The sequence below is a fragment of the Pinibacter aurantiacus genome (genome assembly GCF_019130065.1).
In the GTDB taxonomy this organism is placed as follows: Bacteria; Bacteroidota; Bacteroidia; order Chitinophagales; family Chitinophagaceae; genus Pinibacter; species Pinibacter aurantiacus.
This window is the reverse complement of the sequence record NZ_JAHSPG010000002.1, coordinates 554,732-577,501: the sequence shown is the minus strand read 5'-3', so window position 1 is coordinate 577,501 and position 22,770 is coordinate 554,732. Positions and strand designations below refer to the sequence as shown.

Here is a 22,770-nt window from a genome sequence, read left to right as displayed (position 1 = left end):
CTACGATGTTTATGGAAAATCAGCAACTCATACCACATCTTTTCAGAACGGAGTACAGGAAAATTACGGCTGTGCTTTGTAAGCTATTTGGTATTGAGCATATAGAGATCGCTGAAGACATTGCAAGCGATACTTTTCTTGCGGCCTCAGAGCTATGGAGCCAAAAAGGTTTGCCTGAAAACCCTGTTGCATGGTTATACACTGTAGCAAAAAATAAAGCGAAAAATCATCTTAAACGAGGTGCAATTTTTAATGAAAAGATCGCCGCGCAATTAAGGCACTCCACAATCAGCGTAGAAGAAATCGAGATAGATCTTTCCTCACAAAACATTACCGACAGCCAATTGCAAATGATGTTTGCGATTTGTCATCCTGCTATATCGTCTCAAGCACAAATTGGGCTTGCATTGCGCATTCTTTGCGGCTTTGGTATAGAAGAAATTGCTGATGCTTTTTTGACCAACAAAGAAAACATCAACAAACGATTATTTAGGGCAAAAGAAAAATTGCGGACCGAAAATATCAGTATTGAATTTCCAAACGCAGAAGAAATTGACAGTCGCCTTGAATCTGTTTTGCGAACCTTGTACTTGCTGTTTAATGAGGGCTATTATTCTCTCAGCAATCAAACCATTTTGCGTAAAGACCTTTGTGCGGAAGCAATGCGGCTTACACATATGCTTACAGAAAATGAGCAAACAAACACGCCAGCGGTAAATGCATTACTGGCGCTAATGAGTTTCCAGTCTTCACGTTTTGATGCAAGGGTTGATCCACAAGGTGAAATGATTTTGTATGATGACCAGGATGAAAGTTTATGGAACGCTGAATTGATTGCGCAGGGAGAGCATTATATGAATCTTGCATCCACAGGCAGCAACCTTTCCAAATATCATCTTGAAGCGGGGATTGCCTTCTGGCATACGCTGAAGACGGATTGTGTTGAAAAATGGGAAAGTATTTTACAATTCTATAATCATTTGCTTTCCCTGGAATATTCTCCTGTTGCGGCGCTTAACAGAACATATGCTTTTTCAAAAGCAAGAGGAAAGGAAGAAGCGATTGTTGAAGCTGAGAAACTTGAATTGAATGATCATTATTTGTACCAGGCGCTGTTGGGAGAATTGTATTCAGGGGTAGATAGCGTAAAAGCTATAAGGCATTTTAAGGATGCATTGCGGCTCTGCAGATCAACTACGGATCACCGACTACTGGAGCGAAAGATTGGAAAGTTGGAGTCTCGAATATGAACCACTGAGGCACTAAGGACACTAAGTTTCACTAAGGCTGCCTCTTACATCTAACGTTTTCTTATTGACAATTAGGTGCATAAAAAAAGTCTCCTGAAATCAGAAGACTTTTTTTCGTGGTGTGGGCCGGGATCGAACCGGCGACACAAGGATTTTCAGTCCTTTGCTCTACCGACTGAGCTACCGCACCATCCTTTTACTTCAACAAATTTAGTTCTTTATAGTACCTCTTTCATCGAAGCGGGACGCAAAAATAGGGGTTTCTGTTAAATAATCACTATTCTGCGAAATTTTTTTCTAAATATTTTTTTGGACGGGCGAATGCAATTCGTCCCTACGGTTTACATGCCGTACTGTGCAAGGAATTTGATACGCATTATTTTTAATTGCTCCCAGTCTAAACTCAAATCACTAAGTTCATCCTGTGCCAATTTAAGATCGCTTGTTTCACAACCTTTAAAATAATCTAATATATCTTGCTGGTCATCTTCATCGACCATTTCATTGATGGCATAATCAAGATTCAGCTTAGTGCCGCTCGCTACAATTGTTTCCATTTCTTCCAGCAATTGCTCCATCTTCATATCCTTGTTCTTCGCAATTGTTTCGAGCCCGATTTTTTTATCAACCTGTTGAATGATGTAAACTTTGTTGCCGCTTTTGTTCACCACACTTTTCATTACGAAATCGTCTGGCTTTACTACATCATTTTCTTCAACATATTTAGCGATGAGTTCGATGAATGGCTTACCATAACGGATGGCTTTTCCTTTGCTTACACCCGAACATTTTTCAAGTTCCTCAACGGTTGTCGGAAACATTGTTGCCATATCGTGCAAGGAGCTCTCAAGGAAAATAACAAACGGAGGTAGTGATTTTTTCTTTCCTTCTTTTTGGCGAAGTTCTTTCAGCATTTCAAACAGCTTTTCGTCTGATGCAGCGGCTCCGCTGTTTGATTCACCTTCATCATCATCTTCGTTTGCGTCTTCAAATAAATTGTTGAGCACAATTTTGAATGATGTTGGCTTCTTCAGGAACTTCTCTCCTTTTGGCGTAAACTTCAATACACCATAGTCTTCAATATCTTTAGACAACAAGCCTTCGAGCAACATCTGACGTATCAAAGAGTTCCAATAGTGATACGGTTCGTTGTTGCCTATTGCAAATTCCGCAATGCCTTCATGGCGGAACATCTGTATTTGTGGAGTAAGTTTACCTGTGATAATGTTTACGGTGTAGTCTGTCGCGAAACGTTCATCGAGGGCTTTCACTGTTTTCAATACCTTCGCAGCATTCTCTTTCGCTTCTACTTTTTCTTTCGGATGTAAACAGTTATCGCAATTGTTACAATTGTCTACCGTCCAATCTTCACCAAAATAGCTTAATAAAGTTTTACGACGACAAACACCGCTTTCTGCGAAAGCAACTGTTTCTCCGATCAATTGTGCACCAACTTCTCTTTCACTTAGTGGCTTGTCGCGCATTAAATGTTCGATCTTGGAAACATCTTTGTGAGAGTAGTAAAGAATACATTTTCCTTCCAAACCATCGCGACCCGCACGACCAGTTTCCTGGTAGTAGTTCTCGATAGATTTTGGAATGTTGTAGTGAATTACAAAACGAACATCCGGCTTGTCAATGCCCATTCCAAACGCAATGGTGGCAACAATTACCTGCACATCTTCATTCAGGAACATGTCCTGTCTTTCTGCGCGAATTTTGCTGTCAAAGCCAGCGTGATATGCAACAGCCTTTATGTTATTTGCTACCAGAATATCTGCAAGTTCTTCAGTTGTTTTTCTATTCAGCGTATAGATGATGCCGCTCTTGCCCTTATTCTGAACAATGAATTTCACCATGTTCTTGATCGTGTCCTCTTTCTTGATCTTCGGTTGAATTTCATAATACAAATTCGACCTGTTGAATGAAGACATGAAAATGTTTGGCTCGCGCAGACCAAGGTTTTTCAGTATGTCGCTTTGAACCTTGGGGGTAGCGGTTGCAGTTAACGCGATTACAGGCACATCAGGATTGATCTGCTCCATCATTTCACGTAATCTTCTGTACTCCGGGCGGAAATCGTGTCCCCATTCAGATATACAGTGTGCTTCATCTACAGCGAAGAATGATATAGTGAGTCCGTTAAAAAGTTCGAGATTCTCTTGTTTTGTAAGTGTTTCAGGTGCCACATACAAAAGCTTCGTTTTGCCTGTCAAAAGATCGTCGTGTACTTCACGAATTTCTTTTTTTGTAAGTGTGGAATTTAAGAAGTGCGCTACTTCATCTTTGCTGCTATAGCCGCGAACCAGGTCCACCTGGTTTTTCATCAAAGCAATAAGCGGAGAAACAATGATTGCCACGCCTTCGCTCATAACAGCGGGAAGCTGATAGCACAAGCTTTTTCCGCCGCCGGTTGGCATAATTACGAACGTGTCTTTTCCGGAAAGTAGCGATTGAATGATTGCTTCCTGATTGCCTTTAAACCCGTCAAATCCAAAATTTTCCTGCAAGCATTCTTTCAGGTTGTATTGAGCGGCTGCTTTTTCAATAGATTTAGCGGATGCTTTTTTTGAAGTAGCTTTTTTAGCTGTTGTGGCCATATTTCTTAAATTTTCCTCCTCACAATAAATTATTTCTCTTTTTTCTCTCCCTTAAATTAAATTCTGCCGTGTGGCAAGCTATTCGTAGAAAGATAAGGAAATAAAGGCAGGATTTTTTAAGGTTGGCGAAGTTACTAAAAAAACATATCTATTAAAATGATGTATTTCACAAACGACAAACTTTTAGGGACGAATTAGCATTTGCCTAAATTTGTGGAGTGTTACCTCCTTCTGTTTCAGGTGCTTAGGCAAATTTTCTTCCAAATGGTTATTTTTATGGTCGCTCCAGCCACTAAGCCTTATATGCAAATTTTAATAATACATTTTTCATAACAAACTAATACTTAAGCGAGTCGTGATGTTTGCTATTTTTGCATCCATCATGACGAAAGAACAGATAAGGCAGATTGCTTTGCGAACGATAAGTCTTGAGACTGAATCAGTTGCAGGGCTCGCACAATACGTAAACGATGATTTTATAAATGCGGCCAATGCTGTTTATGCAACGGCTGGCCGATTGGTTATCAGTGGCATTGGAAAAAGTGCCGTTGTTGCACAAAAAATCGTTGCCACGTTAAATTCCACCGGCACGCCGAGCCTTTTCATGCATGCGGCAGATGCCATCCACGGAGACCTGGGCATGATCCAACAGGATGATATCGTGATGATCATCAGCAAAAGCGGCGAAAGTCCGGAGATCAAAGTATTGGTTCCGCTGGTAAAGAATTTTGGCAATCCCATTATTGCAATGGCCGGCAACGAAAAATCTTTTTTGTGCCAGAACGCTACGTACATACTGAACACCACCGTTTCTCAGGAAGCGTGCCCCAATAATCTTGCGCCAACCAGCAGCACCACTGCACAAATGGTAATGGGCGATGCGCTGGCGGTTTGCCTCATGGAGATGCGCGGCTTTACCGGAGATGATTTTGCAAAGTTTCACCCGGGCGGATTGCTGGGCAAAAAACTGTATTTGCGCGTGCAAGATATTTACATCAATAACCCGAAACCGTTTGTATTGCCTGCAGATGGCATCAAAAAAATAATCATTTCCATTTCTGAAGGCAGGATGGGAATGACCGTTGTTGTTGATGAAAACAAACAGATCCAGGGCGTGATAACGGACGGTGATTTACGCAGAATGCTTGAAAAAGAAACCGAAATAAGCAGCGTACAGGCCACAGACATTATGTCGAAAGGGCCTAAGATGATTGAAGCTGATGCACTTGCAGTAGATGCGCTCGATAAACTTCGTAAATACGATATTACCCAACTGGTCGTTGCAGAAAACAATAAGTATTGCGGAATCATTCATTTACATGACCTGGTAAAAGAAGGCTTGATTTAATTAAGAATTAGCAATTAAGAATTAAGAATTGATGGCTGAAAGTTATGATTACACTAAATTAAAGGGCACTCCCACTAATTCCCAATTCCTAATTCCTAATTTCTAAATGCTTATCCTTATCTTGCCATCCTTAAAAAAAATCGCGTTAAACCTTAAGAAGAACAGTAATGAATAAGCACCATTATGTTGCTATTATGGCTGGTGGAATAGGCAGCCGTTTTTGGCCAAAGAGCAGAACTCATCATCCGAAGCAATTTCTTGATATTCTGAACACGGGTAAGACCCTTATCCAATGGACATTTGAGCGTTTCGCGGGATTTATTCCCAAAGAAAATATTTTCGTTGTTACCTCACAAGAATATACAAAAACAGTAAAGGAACAATTGCCAGATATTAAAGATGAAAACATCCTGGCTGAACCTTCCAGAAAAAATACAGCTCCGTGCATCGCTTACATGGCATTCAAGTTAATGCAGCAAGATCCGAACGCATCGTTGATCGTAGCGCCGTCTGATCACCTGATTCTTGATGTAACCGCGTTTACGAAAGTCTCCCTGGAAGCTTTACGTTTTGTGGAAAAGCACAATGCACTTGTTACCCTGGGCATCAAGCCAACACACCCAAACACTGGTTACGGATACATTCAGTATGAGCAACATGCTGTAAGCGATAATGTATACAAGGTGAAAACCTTTACGGAGAAGCCTAAACTTGAGATGGCAAAAGCCTTTATGGCGAGTGGCGATTTCCTTTGGAACGCAGGCATTTTTGTGTGGCAAGTGAAAAATATCATCTCTGCATTTGAAAAGTATCTGCCGGAAATGTATGAAATGTTTGCTGCGGAGAAAGACACCTTTAATACAAGCGATGAACAAGCTGCCATTGAAAGAATCTATCCTCAGTGTACCAACATCTCTATAGACTTTGGTATTATGGAGAAAGCAGACAACGTGTACATCATTCCTTCTTCATTTGGCTGGAGCGACTTAGGAACATGGAACAGTGCTTATGATAACCTGGAGAAAGATTATTTAGGAAATGCTGTTGCAGGAAATAATGTAATTGTAATTGATGCTACTAACTGCATGGTTCATGCACCAAATAACAAGCTCGTTCTTTTACAAGGCGCTGACGATTTCATTATCGTAGACACAGAAGATGTGTTGCTGATCAGCAAAAAGAACAAGGAACAAGAGATCAAAGATTACGTTGCAGAAGTGAAGCGTAAGAAAGGCGAGAAGTTTTTGTAACGTGAAAGGAGAATCGTGAATTGGTCTTATGGTTTGTCTTCACGAGAACAATTGAACACTCAGCCAATTCACGATTGACGATTCACCTTTCACGAAAATTAATAGAGGCATTAACCCCGTGGTTAGTGCCTTTATTATTTAAATGCCTATAAATTTGTTTTCTCATTGTATATCTTTGAGCGTTTTTATTTTTTTAGAATCCAAAAGCTAACTCTTGAATTTTACAGAAACCTGTTCAAACTTTATCGAAGGCATAAAAGGCACTACTCCGCTTGAGTTTGTTGCCGTTGTATTTGGTATTATTTCTGTTCTTTACTCACGCAAAGAAAATATCCTCGTTTATCCTACAGGTATAGTTAGCACTGTTCTTTACATATACTTGTGTTTTGCGGGAAAGCTATATGCCGAGGCCTCTGTTAATTTTTACTATACGGTAATGAGTGTTATTGGATGGGTAATGTGGAGTAGAAAGAAAGATGGCGATGCTGCCTTGCACATTACAAAAAGCAGTAGAAGGGAATGGGCGTTCAGTCTTCTATTTTTTGTGGGATGTTGGGCAATTCTTTTTCTGGTGCTTAAACACTTCACAGATAGTATTGTTCCGCTGGCAGATGGCTTCGCCGCAGCGTCAGCATATACCGGCATGTGGCTGATGGCAAAAAAGAAACTGGAGAACTGGATTTGGTGGATTATAACAAATGTTGCTTCGATCCCTCTTTATTACATCAAGGGATATTCATTTACAAGTTTTCAATTTTTAGTATTATTGGGTTTGGCAATAGCGGGATTAATTACATGGTCAAAGAAAGTAAAGCATGAAGCAAATTAAAAAGATAGTAATAATAGGGCCCGAAAGCACAGGAAAAAGCACGCTATGTCAACTGCTCGCAAAGCATTTCAATACCATTTGGGTAAGAGAATATGCGAGAGAATATTTGCTGCAAAATGGCAAGCAATATACGTATGAGGACTTGCTGACGATTGCAAAGGGGCAAATAAACCTGGAAAATAAGGGCTTAGACGAATTGTCTGAAGAGCAAAACGAACCCAGCAGAACACCACTACTATTTATCGACACAGATATGTATGTGCTGAAAGTATGGAGCGAATTTGTGTTTGGCAAATGTGATCAGTACATTCTTGATGAAATTGTAAACAGAGAGTATGACCTATATCTGCTCTGCGATGTTGACATGCCGTGGGTAAAAGATGAACTCCGGGAATACCCGGACCTTGCTACAAGAGAGAAACTATATCATATCTACAAAGACATTCTTATTAATCAAAATGTGCCGTGGGTGGAGGTGAGTGGTGGCTATGAGGAGAGGCTGGAGAAGGCGATACAAGCGGTGGGGCAAATCATTGAATAACTGAGTAACTGAATAACTGAATAACTGAATGTTTCAAATTCAAAGACCTTGAAATAACTAAAGGTTCTCAGATGTTCAAGCCTTCAGTTATTCAGTTACTCAGTTATTCAATGATTGCCGTCGCTTCAATTTCCACCAAATAATCCGGATCGATCAAGCCTTTTACTTCTATCATTGAGCAGCAAGGTTTGATGTCTTTAAAAAATTCTCCGTGAGCTCTTCCATATTCCTCCCAACGGGAAATATCGGTAACAAATAAACGCGTTCTCACAACATGCTCCAGGGTCGCGCCGGCTTGCAGCAGCACCTTTTGTATTTTCTCAATCGCAAATTTGGTTTGCGCATAAGCGTCGTCGTCACCCACAACATCTCCGTCATCATCTACGGCAACGGTACCGGTAACTTCGATGACGTTACCCACTTTTACAGCGCGACTGTAGCCTACAATGTCTTCCCATTTTGCTCCCGATGAATAATTTGTTCTGTTGCCCATTTGTAACGATTTTATTTTACTTCAATATTCGCCTCGGTAATCATCGCTTCGCCATTAAGTTTAAGAAAAACCTGCGCAACGGTAACTACATCTTTCTGACAATAATTTACAATGCGGTCAATGTCTTTCAACTTCCAGTAAACTTCACCCACCATGCTTCCATCAATATCGTCTTTGGGTGTGGGTACACCAAGGCTGTGTGCCATCAGTTCGAGTGAGGTGTAATTTTTATAGTCGCCAAACTTCCACATGTCCATGGTGTCGAGATGCTTTACTTCCCACGGTTTTTTGCCTTGCATATTCAATGCGCATGCAATAGGCAATTCGTTTATTATCAGGCGACGGCAGAGATATGGAAAATCGAATTCCCTGCCATTGTGCGCACACAGATATTTGCTGTCGTCGTTCGCCCACCTGTTGAGCATTGCGTTAAATTCAGTCAGCAATTTCTTTTCATCATCTCCGTAAAAAGATTTCAGGGAAATTTTTTTCTCCTCACCATGCCCTGTAATAAAGCCGCAGGAAATGCAAACAATCTTTCCGAATTCTGCATAAATGCCTGCTCTCGGATAAATAGACTCCGCTGTATCATCTTCCTTATTACGCAGCAAAATGTCAGCTTTCTTTTGCCACAAATACTTCCAGCCTTCTGGCACAATATCATAAGTTGGGAACTGCGAAACGGTTTCAATATCAAGAAAAAGAATATTCTGTATGGGGAATGTCAATGGCATGCGCTAATTTAATTTGAAAATTTGACAATACGAGAATTTGAAAATGCTTTAAGTGTAACAATCCAATCTAATTGTTAGCTCTTAACTGTTCGGGGAAATAATAAAAAAAGGGAAAGCCGCACAGAACGAATTTTTCCCGCCTGCCTTTCTGGATGATCAGGTGCGGGGAATAACTAGTCGGGCAGGAAATTCTCAAATTTTCAAATTCTCAAATTCAAAATCCTGAAAACAATATTTACGTGTAACCAGTCGTTAACCCCTTACTCTGGCTGGAAGGACATGAATCACCAAAATTTAAAAGTTATATTTTTGTTGCTGATTTTTGATAATTCTATCGTATCTTTTTATAGCGTTAGTTGCCATATGTAAAAAAGAAAACTGCATTAAAAATTTGAAATCAGAATATTCTGCTTTTGAAGGCATTTTTATTGCAGTGTGACGAATGAGCCAAGTTTAAATAGAAAAATCATGACAGCAGAACATCAGCGACTAACAGTAAACGCGAAGAAACCTGTGCCGTTAGAACAATGGGGACCTTACTTAAGCGAGCGCCAATGGGGTACAGTAAGAGAGGATTACAGTTTATACGGAGATGCCTGGAATTATTTTCCGCATGACCACGCAGCCTGCCGGGTGTATAAATGGGGTGAAGATGGGCTAGCAGGAATTTCTGACTACTTTCAAAATCTATGCTTTGCCATTGCACTTTGGAACGGCAAAGATCCCATACTTAAAGAACGCTTATTCGGACTTACCAACAGCGAAGGCAATCATGGAGAAGATGTAAAAGAACTATACTACTACCTTGACAATGTGCCTACGCATTATTACATGCAGTTCCTGTACAAATATCCTCAGCAGGAATATCCATACAACAAACTTTTAGCGAAGAACCGCAAACGAAGCAAAGCGGAAACTGAGTACGAGCTGCTTGACACCGGCATATTCAATAACAATGAATACTATGACGTGTACATTACTTATGCCAAGCAAGGGCCTCAGGATATTTTTATAAAGATTGATGTTAAAAACCGTTATCACAAAGAAGCAGAAATAACAGTGCTTCCCACGTTATGGTTCCACAACAGATGGGGCGAGGGAGGAGATGAAAAAAAGCCCTCCATCACGTACAACAATAAGCATTCCGTTGTAGCAGAGCACGAGCGCCTGGGCAAATACTATTTCTATTTTCAGCCTGCAGATACTTGTTTCTTTACAGAAAATGAGACCAACAAAGAAAAGGTCATGCATTTGCCAAATGAAACCCCTTTTGTGAAGGATGCATTTCATCGGGCCATCGTCAATGGAGAAAATGTTGACGCCTTACATAAAAAGAAATCGGGGACAAAATTTGCACCGGTGTACAAACTACATGTGCCTGCCGGCGAAACAAAGACAATTTATTGCCGGCTCTCGAAATCGGCGCTGGATACACCTTTCGGCCATGGCGCAGAAAATATTTTTAAAACGAGAAAAGAAGAAGCGGATATTTTTTATCGCTCGATATTGAAAAGTGACCCACGGTCAGATCTTTTCCAGGTGCAGCGCCAGGCATTGGCGGGACTGCTTTGGAGCAAACAGTATTATCGTTACGATGTAGAAAAATGGTTAACAGTTCCTGATGGACTTTCTCCTATTCACCCAAACAGAAACCAGGGCCGCAACCACTTGTGGCAACATGTAAAAAACCAGGATATCATTGCCATGCCAGATAAATGGGAGTATCCGTGGTATGCCGCATGGGATCTGGCTTTTCATTGTATACCCATGGCGCTTGTTGATGCCAATTTTGCGAAACATCAACTGCTGCTCATTATGCGTGAGTGGTACATGAAGCCGGATGGTCAAATTCCTTCCTACGAGTGGAACTTCAGCGATGTGAATCCTCCCGTGCATGCATGGGCAGCGATGCAGGTGTACAGAATAGAAAAAGAAAAAACCGGCAAAGGCGATATTGTTTTCCTGAAAAGAATTTTCCAAAAACTGATCATCAATTTCACCTGGTGGATCAACCGTAAAGATGTTCGGGGAAACAACATTTTTGAAGGAGGCTTCCTTGGTCTGGATAATATCGGGGTATTCAATCGCAGCCATTACTTCACACCGGAAATGAAACTGGAACAGGCTGATTGTACCGGCTGGATGGGAATGTATGCGTTGAACATGATGGATATTGCGCTTGAAATTGCGATGGATGATATTGGCTTTGAAGACGCCGGAACCAAGTTTTTTGAACACTTTGTTTTGATCGCCGAAGCGCTCAACGAACATACGATGTGGAATATGGAAGACAAGTTCTTCTACGACATTCTCAACCTCCCGGGTGAGGCACCAATGCCTTTGCGTATACAGTCCATTGTTGGTCTTACATCCTTGTTTGCAGTGTCAATTATTGAGAGAAATATGCTCGATAAACTGAAAGACTTTACGAAACGTATTTCGTGGTTTGAAGGCTACAGAAAAAAGAATAATCGTTTCTGGCCAAACGAAGAGCGTGGCGATAGGGAGAAGATCTTGCTATCTCTTGTTCCCCGCGAAAAACTTACTTACCTGCTGGAGAAAATGTTGAATGAAGATCATTTTCTTTCACCCGGCGGCATAAGAGCTTTATCGAAATATCATGAAGCAAATCCTTACAGCATAACGCTTGGGGGAATTGATCATACCATTCAATACGATCCGGGAGACAGTACTTCTGATATTTTTGGCGGCAACAGTAACTGGCGCGGGCCGGTGTGGATGCCGATCAATTACCTCATCATTCAGTCCATCAGAAAATACGGGAAGTTTTATGGCGAGAGCGTGATGGTAGAATATCCGACCGGCAGTGGCAAGAAATTAAACCTGGAAGAAGTGGCCGACGAGTTGACACAACGTGTTATCAGTTTGTTTGAAAAAAACGAGGATAATGAGCGACGTTATAATGGAGACTACAACTGGTTCTACAAGCAAAAGGGCAACGAGAACCTGGTATTATTCTACGAATATTTCCACGGCGATACCGGCACTGGGCTTGGTGCCAATCACCAAACAGGCTGGACGGCTTTAATTGCAGATTTGATTAATAGTTTAACGCACAAAAAAACGGCTGAAGAAGCAGTTCCGCTGAGTTTGTTTGAAGAGGCGGAGGTGAATGTGGAACGCTTAACGCCTAACGTGTAAAGCTTAATGCTCAATGCCTAACGCCTAACGCAAGAACTACGAGCTACTGGAGCTGCGTTAAGCGTTGAGCAAAATAAAAAAAGACAGAGCAAAAACTCTGTCTTTTCATTTTATCATTCATTCAAACAATTATTCCTGCACAACAAGACGGAAGCCATTTCCGTGGATGTTTACGATTTCAATTTTTTCATCGTCCTTTAAGTACTTGCGCAATTTTGCAATGTACACATCCATACTTCTACCATTGAAATAAGTATCGCTGCCCCATATTTTCTTCAATGCCTGGTCTCTTGGAAGTAGATCATTCAAGTGCTCTGCAAGCATTTTCAACAATTCATTTTCCTTAGGAGAAAGCGTTTGTGTTTTGCCACCATGGCTCAGTTCACGCAGTTTGGGATTGAAATGGTAAGAGCCCAAATTGTATTCTTTATTCTCCTGCTCTTTGTTCAGGTCTTCGTTGCGTTTTAAGATCGCTTTTATTTTTAGCAATAAAACTTCGCTGTCGAACGGTTTAGTGATATAATCATCTGCACCAAGTTTGTACCCCTGAATAATATCTTCCTTCATGGTCTTTGCACTTAAGAAGAACAAAGGAATTTCAGGATCTACGTCGCGGATAGCTTCTGCAAGTGTAAAGCCGTCCATGTGTGGCATCATAACGTCCAGAAGGCAGAGGTCAAATTTTTGGCGTTGAAAAGCTGCGAGACCAAGGCGGCCATCTCTTTCCAATACTACATCATAATCGTTTAGCTCAAGGTAATTTTTCAAGACCAACCCAAGGTTCTGATCATCTTCGCACAATAATATTGTTGCTTTCTTATCTTCCATGATTATACTTGTTTAGTAGAAAATAAAGTTAACCTATTTTGTCAAGGGTCAAAAGAGGGGCGTGTAATTTTTTGTTAAAGGAGACGGGCTCTAACGCCTAACGCTCAATGCTTAACGCTAAAAGCCAAGTTCAGGTCAGTTGCCGCGGTTCGTGTCTTCACGAACCGCAAACAGCGAGATTGTTGAATGGTTCGTGAAGACACGAACCATGGCGTTTTGCGTTAACCACTAACTTTGTTTAAAATCTAATGCCACAATGCATATCACAAACGACAATAAAATAAAGAAGCTGATCGTAATAGGAGACCGTGTATTGATTCGTTTAACCAAGCCCAATGAACGTACGGAAAGCGGCTTGTACTTACCACCGGGCATACAAGAGAAAGAAAAAGTACAACAAGGTTATATCATCAAAACCGGCCCCGGTTATGCGATTCCGGTTCCAACAGAAGATGAGCCATGGAAACAGGATGATGATAAAGTGAAATACATTCCATTACAAGCCAAGGAAGGCGACCTCGCTATCTTCCTTTTAAGTGGCGCCACAGAAGTAATCTACGAGGGCGATAAATACTATATAGTGCCGCAGGGTGCTATTTTGTTGCTGGAGAGAGAGGAAGAGCTATAATTAATAATTAATAAAGAATAATTAATAGAGTGGCGGCGAAATTGTTTGCGGCAAACTAAGTTTTCTGAAACAAAGCAAAGGCGGCATTCAGTATTGAATGCCGCCTTATTAATTATTCTTTATTAATTATTAATTACACTCCCAGCTTATCCAGCACCACCTTCGCCATTTTATAAAACGCTTCATGGCTGTAGCCCGCGATGTGTGGCGTGATGATTACGTTGTGCTGCGCGAGTAACCAATCAAGTTGTTCTTTCTGCTCAGGTGTATAGGTATCAAGCTTTTCATTTTCCAGAACATCCAACGCTGCTGCAGTTATTTTACCATTTTTCAAAGCATTGACAACAGCGGCTGTGTCATGCACTTTACCACGGCTGCAATTGAGGAAATATGGTTTCTGCTGAAGGCTGTTGAAGAAATCATCATTCGCCATGTGACGCGTTTCTTCCGTTAGCGGTACGTGGAAACTCACTACATCTGCATACCTGCCGATCTGTTCAAGGTTTGCTTCGTGAATATTGCCTTTGGCAAAACCATATTTGTATTTATCATAAGCAAGAACGGTAACATCAAAAGAAGACAGCACTTTGGCAAATGCCTGTCCCGTATTTCCAAACCCAATTAAACCAACCGTTCTTCCCGTAAGCTCAGTACCGCGATTGGCATCACGGATCCATTTCCCTTCTCTCACCTCCTGCTGGCTGATGGAAATTTTGTTCATCATGTTCAGCAAAAGGCCCAGCGCATGCTCGCCTACAGCGTTTCTGTTCCCTTCCGGGCTGCTTTCGCACTGTATGCCTTTAGTTTGCGCATAAGCAACATCAATCAGCTCCATGCCGCTGCCTAATCGCCCAATCCATTTGAGTTTTGGAGCAGCATCTAGTATGTTTTTATCAATTCTTAAACGAGTAGTGACAATTAAACCATCCACATCCGCAATGGCATCCTTTAGCTCATCGTAAGTTATTTGCGGAGCATAAATTACTTCATATCCTTGCTCTGTAAGTCTTTCTTTCAGGTAGTCGTGTACTTTGGCAGTTATAAGGGCCTTCATTGTAGTAAGTTAAAAGTCAAAATTAAAAAAATCAAAAGTCAAAAAACTGTTTGCGATTCAAGCTTTTTGACTTTTTACTTTTGACTTTTTATTTTTAACTGTTAGTAGTTCATTAAAAAAGTAAGCTTCGCAAAATCCTCAATCGTCAGTTGCTCGGCACGTTTATTAAAAATTTCGTCTTTCAAAACCTCTGGTGTAAACAACCCTTTTACCGCGTTACGCAATGTTTTGCGGCGTTGGTTAAACGCAGTTTTCACGAGGTTAAAAAATGCTTTTTCACTTTTCATTTCGGGAACGTTTGTTCTTGGCACCAGTCGAATAACGCCGCTCATTACTTTAGGAGGCGGGTTAAAGCAATTTTGATGCACATCAAACAAATACTCCACCTTGTAAAAAGCCTGTACCAGCACACTCAGCACGCCGTACACTTTATTGCCCGAAGGTGCAGCTACTCGTTGTGCCACTTCTTTCTGAAACATGCCGACTACAATTTCTACGTCCTCTTTCCATTCCAGCACTTTAAAAAGTATCTGCGTAGAAATATTGTAAGGAAAATTACCTACGATTGTAAACTTGCCCTCATAAGGTTTGTCAACGTCCAGGAAACTTTTGTGAATGATCTTGTCCCGTAAAACAGGATATGTTTTATGCAAAAACTCAACCTTCTCGTCATCTAATTCCACCGCCTTAAAGGTGATATCCGGAATTTCGATCAGGTATTTCGTAAGTGCCCCACCGCCCGGGCCCACTTCCAGCAACTGTTTATACGGATGTGCCTGCAAAGCATTCACAATCTTTTTACAGATATTTTCATCCTTCAAAAAATGCTGACCCAGGGATTTTTTTAGTGTATACATGTGGGGCAAAAATAGGCAACTTTAGTGGAGAGTTAAGAGCAATGACTGAATAACTGAGTAACTGAATAACTGAAGCTGAATTTTGGACGGCGCCTACAGGCTCGCACGCCCTAACAACAAACAATTATAAACTAACAATTTCACAGCCCACTCTCAACTTTCAATTTTCAACTTTCAATTCTCCCCTCTCCACTAATTCCTTACCTTTAAGCCTCAAATTGTTTTTACAGCATGCATACAACTTCTTCTGAGCAGCACAAACCGGTTATCGGGATTTCTTGCGGAGACTTAAACGGCATTGGTTTGGAGCTGATTATTAAGGCTTTATCAGACAATCGCCTTCTTGACCAATGTACTCCTATTGTATTTGCATCTAACAAGTCGATCAACTTCTATCGTAAGTCACTAGCGGATATAAACTTCAACTACCAAAGCATTAAGGACTTTACACGCATCAGTCCTAAGCAGGTAAATATATTCAACTGCTGGGAAGAAGAGGTTGCTATTACACCCGGACAACTAAATGAAATCGGCGGCAAGTATGCAGTAAAATCGTTGACAATAGCGGTGGAAGCTTTGAGAGACGGTCATATCGACGGTCTGGTAACGGCTCCTATCCACAAGAAAAATGTACAATCAGAAGGCTTTAACTATACAGGACACACGCCTTATTTGAAAGACGCAATGAACGCGAAAGACGTTTTGATGTTCATGGTGGCTGAAAATATTAAAGTTGGTTTGGTTACAGAGCACGTGCCGGTTGCTGAAATTGCAAAACACATTACGCAGGAAGCAATTCTTTCCAAGCTTGCAATCATGCACGAAAGCCTGATCAAAGATTTTGGCATCGACAAACCACGCATCGCTGTACTTGGCCTCAACCCACATGCCGGTGATGAAGGCTTGATTGGTAATGAAGAAGAAAAAATCATTAAACCGGCCATTCAGGCTTTCAGACAAAACAACAATGCTTTGGTGTTTGGAGCATACAGTGCCGATGCCTTTTTCGCAAGAGGCATGCATGAAAGATTTGATGGCGTTTTGGCCATGTATCACGACCAGGGATTGATTCCATTTAAATCATTGGCCATTGGCGAAGGGGTGAATTTTACAGCAGGCTTGAACGTTGTTCGCACATCTCCTGACCACGGGACCGCATTTGATATCGCAGGAAAAAACAAAGCTGATTATACGTCTTTTGTAGCTTCTATATTCAGCTGTATTGATATTGCGTCTGCAAGAAAAGGTTATGTGGAAAGAAACAGAAACCCACTGAAGAAAATCACTGCCAGCATTTTGGCGAATGCAGTGGATGAGAGAATTGACTTGGAGTAAAGTTGTTAGTAGAACTGAATAATCAAAGTTCAAAATAAATTACGGCCAGATCAGGAATGATCCGGCCGTTTTTGGTTTAAGGGATAAGCAAAATTTTTATTGAGTCCAGAACTCCGACATTTTGATTTTCTCTTTTGTCAATTTTGTTACAAAGAAGAACTGGTACAATTCCCAGAACCATACTCTTCTGCCAATCCGGGTATACCAACGCATTGCGCTTCGTAGTCTGGCCTCTTTATGAAAGAATAGTCTCTTTAAAGCGCTCGGCCTGGTTTGCATAATTATTTCAATAAGCTTCACGTATAGAATAACCAACCATGGCCGTAAATATTTAGTGGCGATCACCTGGTGTTTGTAATCCCATTTTCTTTGATCGGTTAAAATGATTTCCTTGTCTTTGACATCTTCGAAGTAAGGCGTCCATTTGTGTGGCGTTACGTAAAGCAGTTGTACCTGGTCGGGATCGTAGGACAACAACTGCCTTAAGCTGTTGTAAAAATCCCTCGTGCGTTCTTCGCCAAAACCAACCACATATGTAGCCATAGATAGTATGCCGTGCTTACGCAAAAGCTGAATGGCCTGTTTGTCTTTTGACACCGTACCCGCTTTCTTAATTCTTTCAAGCACCACTTCATCATAGTTTTCAATGCCCAATAAAAACCTTTCAAAGCCAGCCTGTTTATACAAGTGAAGAACCTCTGCATCGCGTACAATATTATCTGCACGGATCGAACCAACTAATATCAGTTTCAAATTCTTTGCAATCAAAGCTTCCAGAAATTGCCGCCAGGCTTTTGGATTTGAGGAGGGATTTTCGTCTGCGAAATTGATCACTTCAATGCCGTACTTTTTGTTGAGCATTTCAATTTCATCTGCCAGCAACTGCGGATCGCGGTGTCGCCATTTTTTCCAAAACAAACTTTGTCCGCAATAAGTACATGGATATGGACAACCTCTTGAAAATTGTATCACCACAGCTTTTCGTTTTCCCCAATAAGTATAATTATATCCGTCCATCAGTTCCCATGCGACCCGAAAGGCATCGAGGTTTTTAATATTTTCTGCCGGTGCTGTTTTTACCGGAACACCATTTAGTTTAAATGCAAGGCCTTTGATATTTTCCAAACAGCTCTTCTGCGCCAATGCTGTTATAAGATTCAAAGTAATTTCTTCGCCCTCGCCACAAACGATGTAGTCGATCTGCGGATTCTGTTCTAAAATTTCTTTCCAGTGATAAGTTGGAAATACACCACCAATAATTATTTTGATCCGCGGATTTATCAGTTTTACAGCATTTGTAATATCGTTAATGATGGGCTGTGCGGATGTTGACCCGGAATGTCCCAGCATGATCGCGTCGGGATTGTATGTTATTATTTGCGACACAACCTGACTGTGTTTCAAAAAATAGTAGTCTGCATCCAGCAATTTTACTTCGTGTCCAGCATCTATTAAAGGACCAGCAATGGAAAGCAATCCGAGTGGTGGCAAATGTTCCTTTGCCATTCTACTACCGATAGATAAGTGCGGAGGGTTTATGATTAATATTTTCATGGAGGTTTTTTTGGGGGAATCCTTGTTAGTTGTTCGTTCTTAGTTGTTAGAAGAGCTTGTTGTTTCATTTTCAAAAGCATTCGCCAACAACCAATAACGAACAACTATCAACTAACAACTTTATTCAATCGCCTTGCTCATCTTCTTCAATCCTGCATACAACAAGCTGAGAAAAATACTCCAGCCTGCAACCATTATCCATACGTCTTTATTTTGCACCGGATGAAAAATGATACGATAGATATCACACATTAAATTGAATGGATTGGAAACTATGTCCCAGCTGTTGTAGCGCCAGTATCTACCTATATAAATGCCAAGAGCATTGAGGAACATTACGGGATACAACAACAGCCATTCATTCTTCACAATCCACAAGGCGTTAATCATTTTTTCAATGTGCCTGATCGACAGAATGCCCAGCAGCAAACCATTCCATGCAAACGACATGATGAGCAAAAGATCGAACCACATGGGCGTAGTGTGCATTTCACTTAAATGAAAAAGATCTGTGATGATGTAAAATGAATTAGGTACAAAAAGCAACCATACAATAAACAGCAGGCTGAACAACCACTTGTTTTGAATGAGCACAAAGTTTCTCGTCATTAGCCGCGACATAAAGAACGGCACAAACGCCAGCAACAAATTCCAGCATAAAGACAGAAAAGTTATTTTGCCCGTATATAAAACCCTTGCCAGTGACAGAAAAATACTGAAGCTGCAACTGGTAAATAAAAACTTTTCCGCCTCGTTCTTAATGCCGCAGATACGTTGAATTGTTTTTGATAAATAAAGAATGCGTGTCATAAAAACTTTGGAATAAAAATGATTAAGGCAATTATGAATGAAATGATAGCAGCAATCAGCACCGCTCCTGCGGCCATGTCTTTAATGAGTTTTACGTTGAGGTGCATTTCGGGGTGCAGGTGATCCATTATTTTTTCAATAGCAGTGTTGATCAGCTCCATTGCCCACACAAAACCGATGCACAATAAAATGGCGATCCATTCGGCTCCTGATATCTTCATGTAAAAAGAAAACGCTACTATGGCAACCGTTGCAATAAAATGAAGCCATGCATTGTGTTCATATTTCACAAAATTTACAATGCCGTTGAAGGCGTATGAAAATGCTTTAAGCCTTGCTGCTATTGAAAAAGATTTGTCTTGCATGTTTGAAATTTTATGAGATAACTGTTTCCTCTGAAATTACGTGATTCAAATTTTTCAACTGCTTAATGGAAAAAATGCAGGCAATCAGAATGGATAAAAAACTAGCTCCTATCAACACTTTCATATCCTCCATGCCGCCACCTAAGAATGCAATGAGTATTGCCCAAAACAAACCGGCAAGCAGTATTAAAAAGAAAACGGTATTCATAAATCTGGCCGAAAAGGAACCCGAAATTTCAAAAGCAAGCTTAATGCAGTAGCTCGCGAAGAAGGGAACGGGCAGTGTAATGATTGTGCCAACCAGCACTATCGGAATTATCCATAACCAACCATCCATCGCAATATCGACCATGGCTGAAGTAATAATCACACTAAAGAACCAGATGCGCAAGGCAATTAATAATGTTTCTGCAGTTTTCATTTTGCGGCAGTTTTATTTGCGTTAGAAAAATAGCTTTTCACTTTACTATCGGCATAGTTCCAGGAGAGCCACGAGTATTGCTCCTGATCACTCAAATATCTTTTTACTCTCTTGTCCAGGTTCTCTCCCGATGTAGAATCACTGGCGAGGAAAACGTCTTTGTTTTCATACAATACAGGCAAGGTTCTATCCGATAAACCAAGCAGGAACGGTGTATCCAATGTGGTGATTTCTGCTCTGTGGCTAAGGTTGTATCTGACCATCAGTACGTCCCAATTAATGCATGATGCCGCAACCAGCAGAACAACCGCTGCCCATGCATTTACTCTGAATAAAAAGTAACTTGTTTTCGTAGCGTATACTTTCACAAACACTGTCATCAATCCTACCAATACCATTAGCAAAAAGAACAACACGCCTATTCTTTTATACGCCAATCCATAATGCTGGATGTAATAATAATCGCGCAGTAATACCGATAATACAAGAAACGCGTTTTGGAATATCCACAGGTACGTTCCATACTTCAGCCATTTATTTCTTTTGTAAAAATTCAGATTGCCATTAAAGAAAAACAGGACTACGGCCATCGCAAGAATTATGGATACGATCAACAATCCCGTGCCTTCATGTACAAGTTTGTACAAAGGTTTGTCGGGGCTAAATTCAAAGTTCATCCACACATAGTTTAAGTCAATGCAGTTCACAAAAAACAACAACGCATTCAATAACACAAGACTAATCACGCCAGTCAGGTTTTCATTCTTTAAACCGATGATAGAAAAATATTTCACAGGCATTGGCTGCACTGTGAATTTTCTTCGCACTGTCTTTTTTCTTCTCACCAGTTCATCGCTTTGCACAATGTCATTTACACTGAAATAGTTGATCCTGGTTTTCGCCAATAAAGACCCAATGACATAAAAGCCAAAAAGCGTAAAGAAAATCCTCTCTGGTTTGAACATGAAAAAGAAGCGTTCAAAATTTATCTCCAGCCAGTTGGCTACATTTCCCACGATGTTTGCAAATACACTATTGGCACCTGCATAAATAACGAAGAATACGAACGCGATTGCCACTGGAATGATTGAAAACTTTACATACTTCGCCCAATTTGACTTTCGCTTTGCTTTTTTTCCAAACGCGCCACTCACCGTTTCGGCAAGGTTGCCAATGAATAAAAAGAAATTCAGAAAAACAGAACCACCTGCATACCATGCGGAGCGATGCGTGTACTCAGCAAAACCAACGGTTAAAAGAACGTTGCAGATAAACGCATACTTTGTAAGCACCGTGTTGTGCAATAAAAGAGTGCCAAGGCAAATCACATTAGCCACCAATAACCAACGTACGATCGTATTTGCCCTGGCGGAAGGGTACAGATAAAACAAGGCCGAAAGAACAAAAGCATCAAAGAATACAGTATTAAGAGCCATTTGCTCGCGATAAAAAAGAACATTGAATAGAAAAGCTCCTATGATGTACAAGGTCAATTTTCGTAGCTGTTCGTTCATGAGATTTGTTATTTATTATATTAAAAGCACTTTGAATTACAAAGTTTATATACAAAAAAAATCACCCTAAGGATCTGATCATTTTTTCCAACGCTTCCAAATGTTGTTTGAAAGCTTTTTCACCAGCTTTGGTGATGGAATAAGTTGTGTTTGTTTTACGCCCTATAAAACCTTTCTGCACTTTTATGTAAGCATTCTCCTCCAGCGTTTTCATGTGTGAAGCAAGGTTGCCATCTGTTACGCCGATCAATTCTTTAAGCTCATTAAAATTCACTTCCTCATTCACCATGAGGGCACTCATTATACCCAGGCGAACGCGGCTATCAAACACTTTATTTAAATTCTCAATCGGATTCTTCATGTTCGAAGTTATGAGTGATGGGCGAATGCGATTCTCGCCTACCATTTTCAATTTTCAACTTTCAATTTTCAATTTCCTTGGGCGAATGCAATTCGCCCCTACATTTTCAAATTATCAAATTTTCAAATTATTCCCTCTCATATTTCCACCACATCACCAATCCATATACGATGTGCAAGATACCAAAACCAATGGTCCACAAAATAAGTCCCGAATGCAAGAGCCAGCAATTGATCATGCCAAGCAATATCTGCGCGTATCCCAAATACCTGATTTCCCCAAGTGTGTACTTGCTTCCATTCACAAGCGCTACACCATAAAACAACAAACAGGTAGGCGCAATTAAGGTATAAAAATTAAGGTCAATCATTTTTAAGATCAACACACCGCCGGCAGCCATTGGTAAAAAAGTGTTCCACAACAACCTGCGAGCGCTTGTGCCCCAGATCGCGACACCCGTTTTTTTACTTCGTATATAGGTAAAGGTGAAAGCCAGCACCAATGCACCTGCCAAAACGCCCAGAGCAATCAAAAACAAACTGTACTCAAGATTATTTACGGAGTAGTATCTGCTTTCTACATCCAGTCCGCCAAATGAGGCCAACTTTCCATGAGCCATCCATGCGCCTATTAACGCACAAACGCCTGCGCCTACACCACTCCATCCGCTAAGGCTTATGAAGCGGCTCGAGCGCTCCATCATCTTCTTAATATCCTGTAAAGTATCTAAAGGCTTAGATGACGAATCCATATAAAAGTACTTTGAAAAACAAAGTAATATAAAAAAAGCGTACTCTCCAAGAGTTTTAACTTTTTGTTGCTAGCTATTTGTCGCA

The 22,770-nt window shown here is 40.8% G+C and carries 21 protein-coding genes and 1 tRNA gene; 8 read left to right on the top strand and 14 right to left on the bottom strand.

Annotated elements, in window-relative coordinates; all coding sequences use genetic code 11:
* The first annotated feature begins 11 nt into the window (after nt 1–11).
* Nucleotides 12–1,250: an RNA polymerase sigma factor gene (locus KTO63_RS05805; protein ID WP_217790282.1), complete on the top strand. Its 1,239-nt coding sequence runs from the start codon at nt 12–14 to the stop codon at nt 1,248–1,250.
* Between the two features lie 117 nt (nt 1,251–1,367).
* Here KTO63_RS05805 and KTO63_RS05800 read toward each other — a convergent pair.
* A tRNA-Phe gene (locus tag KTO63_RS05800) sits at nt 1,368–1,440 on the bottom strand.
* Between the two features lie 151 nt (nt 1,441–1,591).
* Nucleotides 1,592–3,850, bottom strand: a complete 2,259-nt coding sequence (recQ, locus tag KTO63_RS05795; protein ID WP_217790281.1) for a DNA helicase RecQ — start codon at nt 3,848–3,850, stop codon at nt 1,592–1,594.
* Between the two features lie 358 nt (nt 3,851–4,208).
* Here recQ and KTO63_RS05790 point away from each other — a divergent pair, with 358 nt between their 5' ends.
* The 4 genes from KTO63_RS05790 to KTO63_RS05775 all read left to right on the top strand — a co-directional run bounded on the left by KTO63_RS05790 (nt 4,209) and on the right by KTO63_RS05775 (nt 7,818).
* Nucleotides 4,209–5,198: a KpsF/GutQ family sugar-phosphate isomerase gene (locus tag KTO63_RS05790; protein ID WP_232373035.1), complete on the top strand. Its 990-nt coding sequence runs from the start codon at nt 4,209–4,211 to the stop codon at nt 5,196–5,198.
* Nucleotides 5,199–5,365: 167 nt separating this feature from the next.
* Nucleotides 5,366–6,448 carry a mannose-1-phosphate guanylyltransferase gene (locus KTO63_RS05785; RefSeq protein ID WP_217790280.1) on the top strand — a complete coding sequence of 361 codons (1,083 nt, stop codon included), beginning with the start codon at nt 5,366–5,368 and terminating at the stop codon, nt 6,446–6,448.
* Between the two features lie 214 nt (nt 6,449–6,662).
* Nucleotides 6,663–7,277, top strand: a complete 615-nt coding sequence (pnuC, locus tag KTO63_RS05780; RefSeq protein WP_217790279.1) for a nicotinamide riboside transporter PnuC — start codon at nt 6,663–6,665, stop codon at nt 7,275–7,277.
* Nucleotides 7,264–7,818, top strand: a complete 555-nt coding sequence (locus tag KTO63_RS05775) for an AAA family ATPase (RefSeq protein WP_217790278.1) — start codon at nt 7,264–7,266, stop codon at nt 7,816–7,818. Before pnuC ends, KTO63_RS05775 begins: the two co-directional genes overlap by 14 nt.
* A 103-nt stretch (nt 7,819–7,921) precedes the next feature.
* On the opposite strand, the gene KTO63_RS05770 is transcribed toward KTO63_RS05775, so the two are convergent.
* Together KTO63_RS05770 and KTO63_RS05765 are read right to left on the bottom strand one after the other, a co-directional pair.
* Complete coding sequence (locus tag KTO63_RS05770) at nt 7,922–8,311, bottom strand: RidA family protein (protein WP_217790277.1); 390 nt, start codon at nt 8,309–8,311, stop codon at nt 7,922–7,924.
* 11 nt (nt 8,312–8,322) lie between these two features.
* The gene (locus KTO63_RS05765; protein WP_217790276.1) at nt 8,323–9,045 is read right to left on the bottom strand and encodes a 3'-5' exonuclease; all 723 of its coding nucleotides are present in this window, start codon (nt 9,043–9,045) and stop codon (nt 8,323–8,325) included.
* A gap of 468 nt (nt 9,046–9,513) precedes the next feature.
* On the opposite strand from KTO63_RS05765, the gene KTO63_RS05760 reads away from it, so the two are divergent.
* Nucleotides 9,514–12,207, top strand: coding sequence for an MGH1-like glycoside hydrolase domain-containing protein (locus tag KTO63_RS05760; RefSeq protein ID WP_217790275.1), 2,694 nt, complete (start codon nt 9,514–9,516; stop codon nt 12,205–12,207).
* A gap of 129 nt (nt 12,208–12,336) precedes the next feature.
* Here KTO63_RS05760 and KTO63_RS05755 read toward each other — a convergent pair whose 3' ends face one another.
* The gene (locus KTO63_RS05755) at nt 12,337–13,035 is read right to left on the bottom strand and encodes a response regulator transcription factor (RefSeq protein WP_217790274.1); all 699 of its coding nucleotides are present in this window, start codon (nt 13,033–13,035) and stop codon (nt 12,337–12,339) included.
* A 256-nt stretch (nt 13,036–13,291) separates the two neighbouring features.
* On the opposite strand from KTO63_RS05755, the gene KTO63_RS05750 reads away from it, so the two are divergent.
* Nucleotides 13,292–13,663, top strand: coding sequence for a co-chaperone GroES (locus KTO63_RS05750; RefSeq protein WP_217790273.1), 372 nt, complete (start codon nt 13,292–13,294; stop codon nt 13,661–13,663).
* Between the two features lie 133 nt (nt 13,664–13,796).
* On the opposite strand, the gene KTO63_RS05745 is transcribed toward KTO63_RS05750, so the two are convergent.
* Complete coding sequence (locus KTO63_RS05745; RefSeq protein ID WP_217790272.1) at nt 13,797–14,717, bottom strand: NAD(P)-dependent oxidoreductase; 921 nt, start codon at nt 14,715–14,717, stop codon at nt 13,797–13,799.
* A 101-nt stretch (nt 14,718–14,818) separates the two neighbouring features.
* Nucleotides 14,819–15,574 (bottom strand): 16S rRNA (adenine(1518)-N(6)/adenine(1519)-N(6))-dimethyltransferase RsmA, encoded by a 756-nt coding sequence (rsmA, locus tag KTO63_RS05740; protein ID WP_217790271.1) that lies wholly within the window; start codon nt 15,572–15,574, stop codon nt 14,819–14,821.
* Nucleotides 15,575–15,805: 231 nt separating this feature from the next.
* Here rsmA and pdxA point away from each other — a divergent pair, with 231 nt between their 5' ends.
* The gene (gene pdxA / locus KTO63_RS05735) at nt 15,806–16,909 is read left to right on the top strand and encodes a 4-hydroxythreonine-4-phosphate dehydrogenase PdxA (protein WP_217790270.1); all 1,104 of its coding nucleotides are present in this window, start codon (nt 15,806–15,808) and stop codon (nt 16,907–16,909) included.
* A 96-nt stretch (nt 16,910–17,005) separates the two neighbouring features.
* On the opposite strand, the gene bchE is transcribed toward pdxA, so the two are convergent.
* The 7 genes from bchE to KTO63_RS05700 all read right to left on the bottom strand — a co-directional run bounded on the left by bchE (nt 17,006) and on the right by KTO63_RS05700 (nt 22,685).
* The gene (gene bchE, locus KTO63_RS05730) at nt 17,006–18,463 is read right to left on the bottom strand and encodes a magnesium-protoporphyrin IX monomethyl ester anaerobic oxidative cyclase (RefSeq protein ID WP_217790269.1); all 1,458 of its coding nucleotides are present in this window, start codon (nt 18,461–18,463) and stop codon (nt 17,006–17,008) included.
* 120 nt (nt 18,464–18,583) lie between these two features.
* The gene (locus KTO63_RS05725) at nt 18,584–19,273 is read right to left on the bottom strand and encodes a DUF1361 domain-containing protein (protein WP_217790268.1); all 690 of its coding nucleotides are present in this window, start codon (nt 19,271–19,273) and stop codon (nt 18,584–18,586) included.
* Entirely contained in the window at nt 19,270–19,638 is a 369-nt protein-coding gene (locus KTO63_RS05720; RefSeq protein ID WP_217790267.1) for a diacylglycerol kinase family protein, read from the bottom strand. Before KTO63_RS05720 ends, KTO63_RS05725 begins: the two co-directional genes overlap by 4 nt.
* 10 nt (nt 19,639–19,648) lie before the next feature.
* On the bottom strand, nt 19,649–20,059 hold the full coding sequence (locus KTO63_RS05715) for a hypothetical protein (protein WP_217790266.1): 411 nt from the start codon (nt 20,057–20,059) through the stop codon (nt 19,649–19,651).
* A complete protein-coding gene (locus KTO63_RS05710; protein ID WP_217790265.1) occupies nt 20,056–21,573 on the bottom strand; it encodes a DUF4153 domain-containing protein in 1,518 nt (505 codons plus the stop codon). Before KTO63_RS05710 ends, KTO63_RS05715 begins: the two co-directional genes overlap by 4 nt.
* Before the next feature lie 61 nt (nt 21,574–21,634).
* On the bottom strand, nt 21,635–21,934 hold the full coding sequence (locus KTO63_RS05705) for a winged helix-turn-helix domain-containing protein (RefSeq protein WP_217790264.1): 300 nt from the start codon (nt 21,932–21,934) through the stop codon (nt 21,635–21,637).
* Between the two features lie 127 nt (nt 21,935–22,061).
* Entirely contained in the window at nt 22,062–22,685 is a 624-nt protein-coding gene (locus KTO63_RS05700) for a hypothetical protein (RefSeq protein WP_217790263.1), read from the bottom strand.
* Nucleotides 22,686–22,770: the final 85 nt, after the last annotated feature.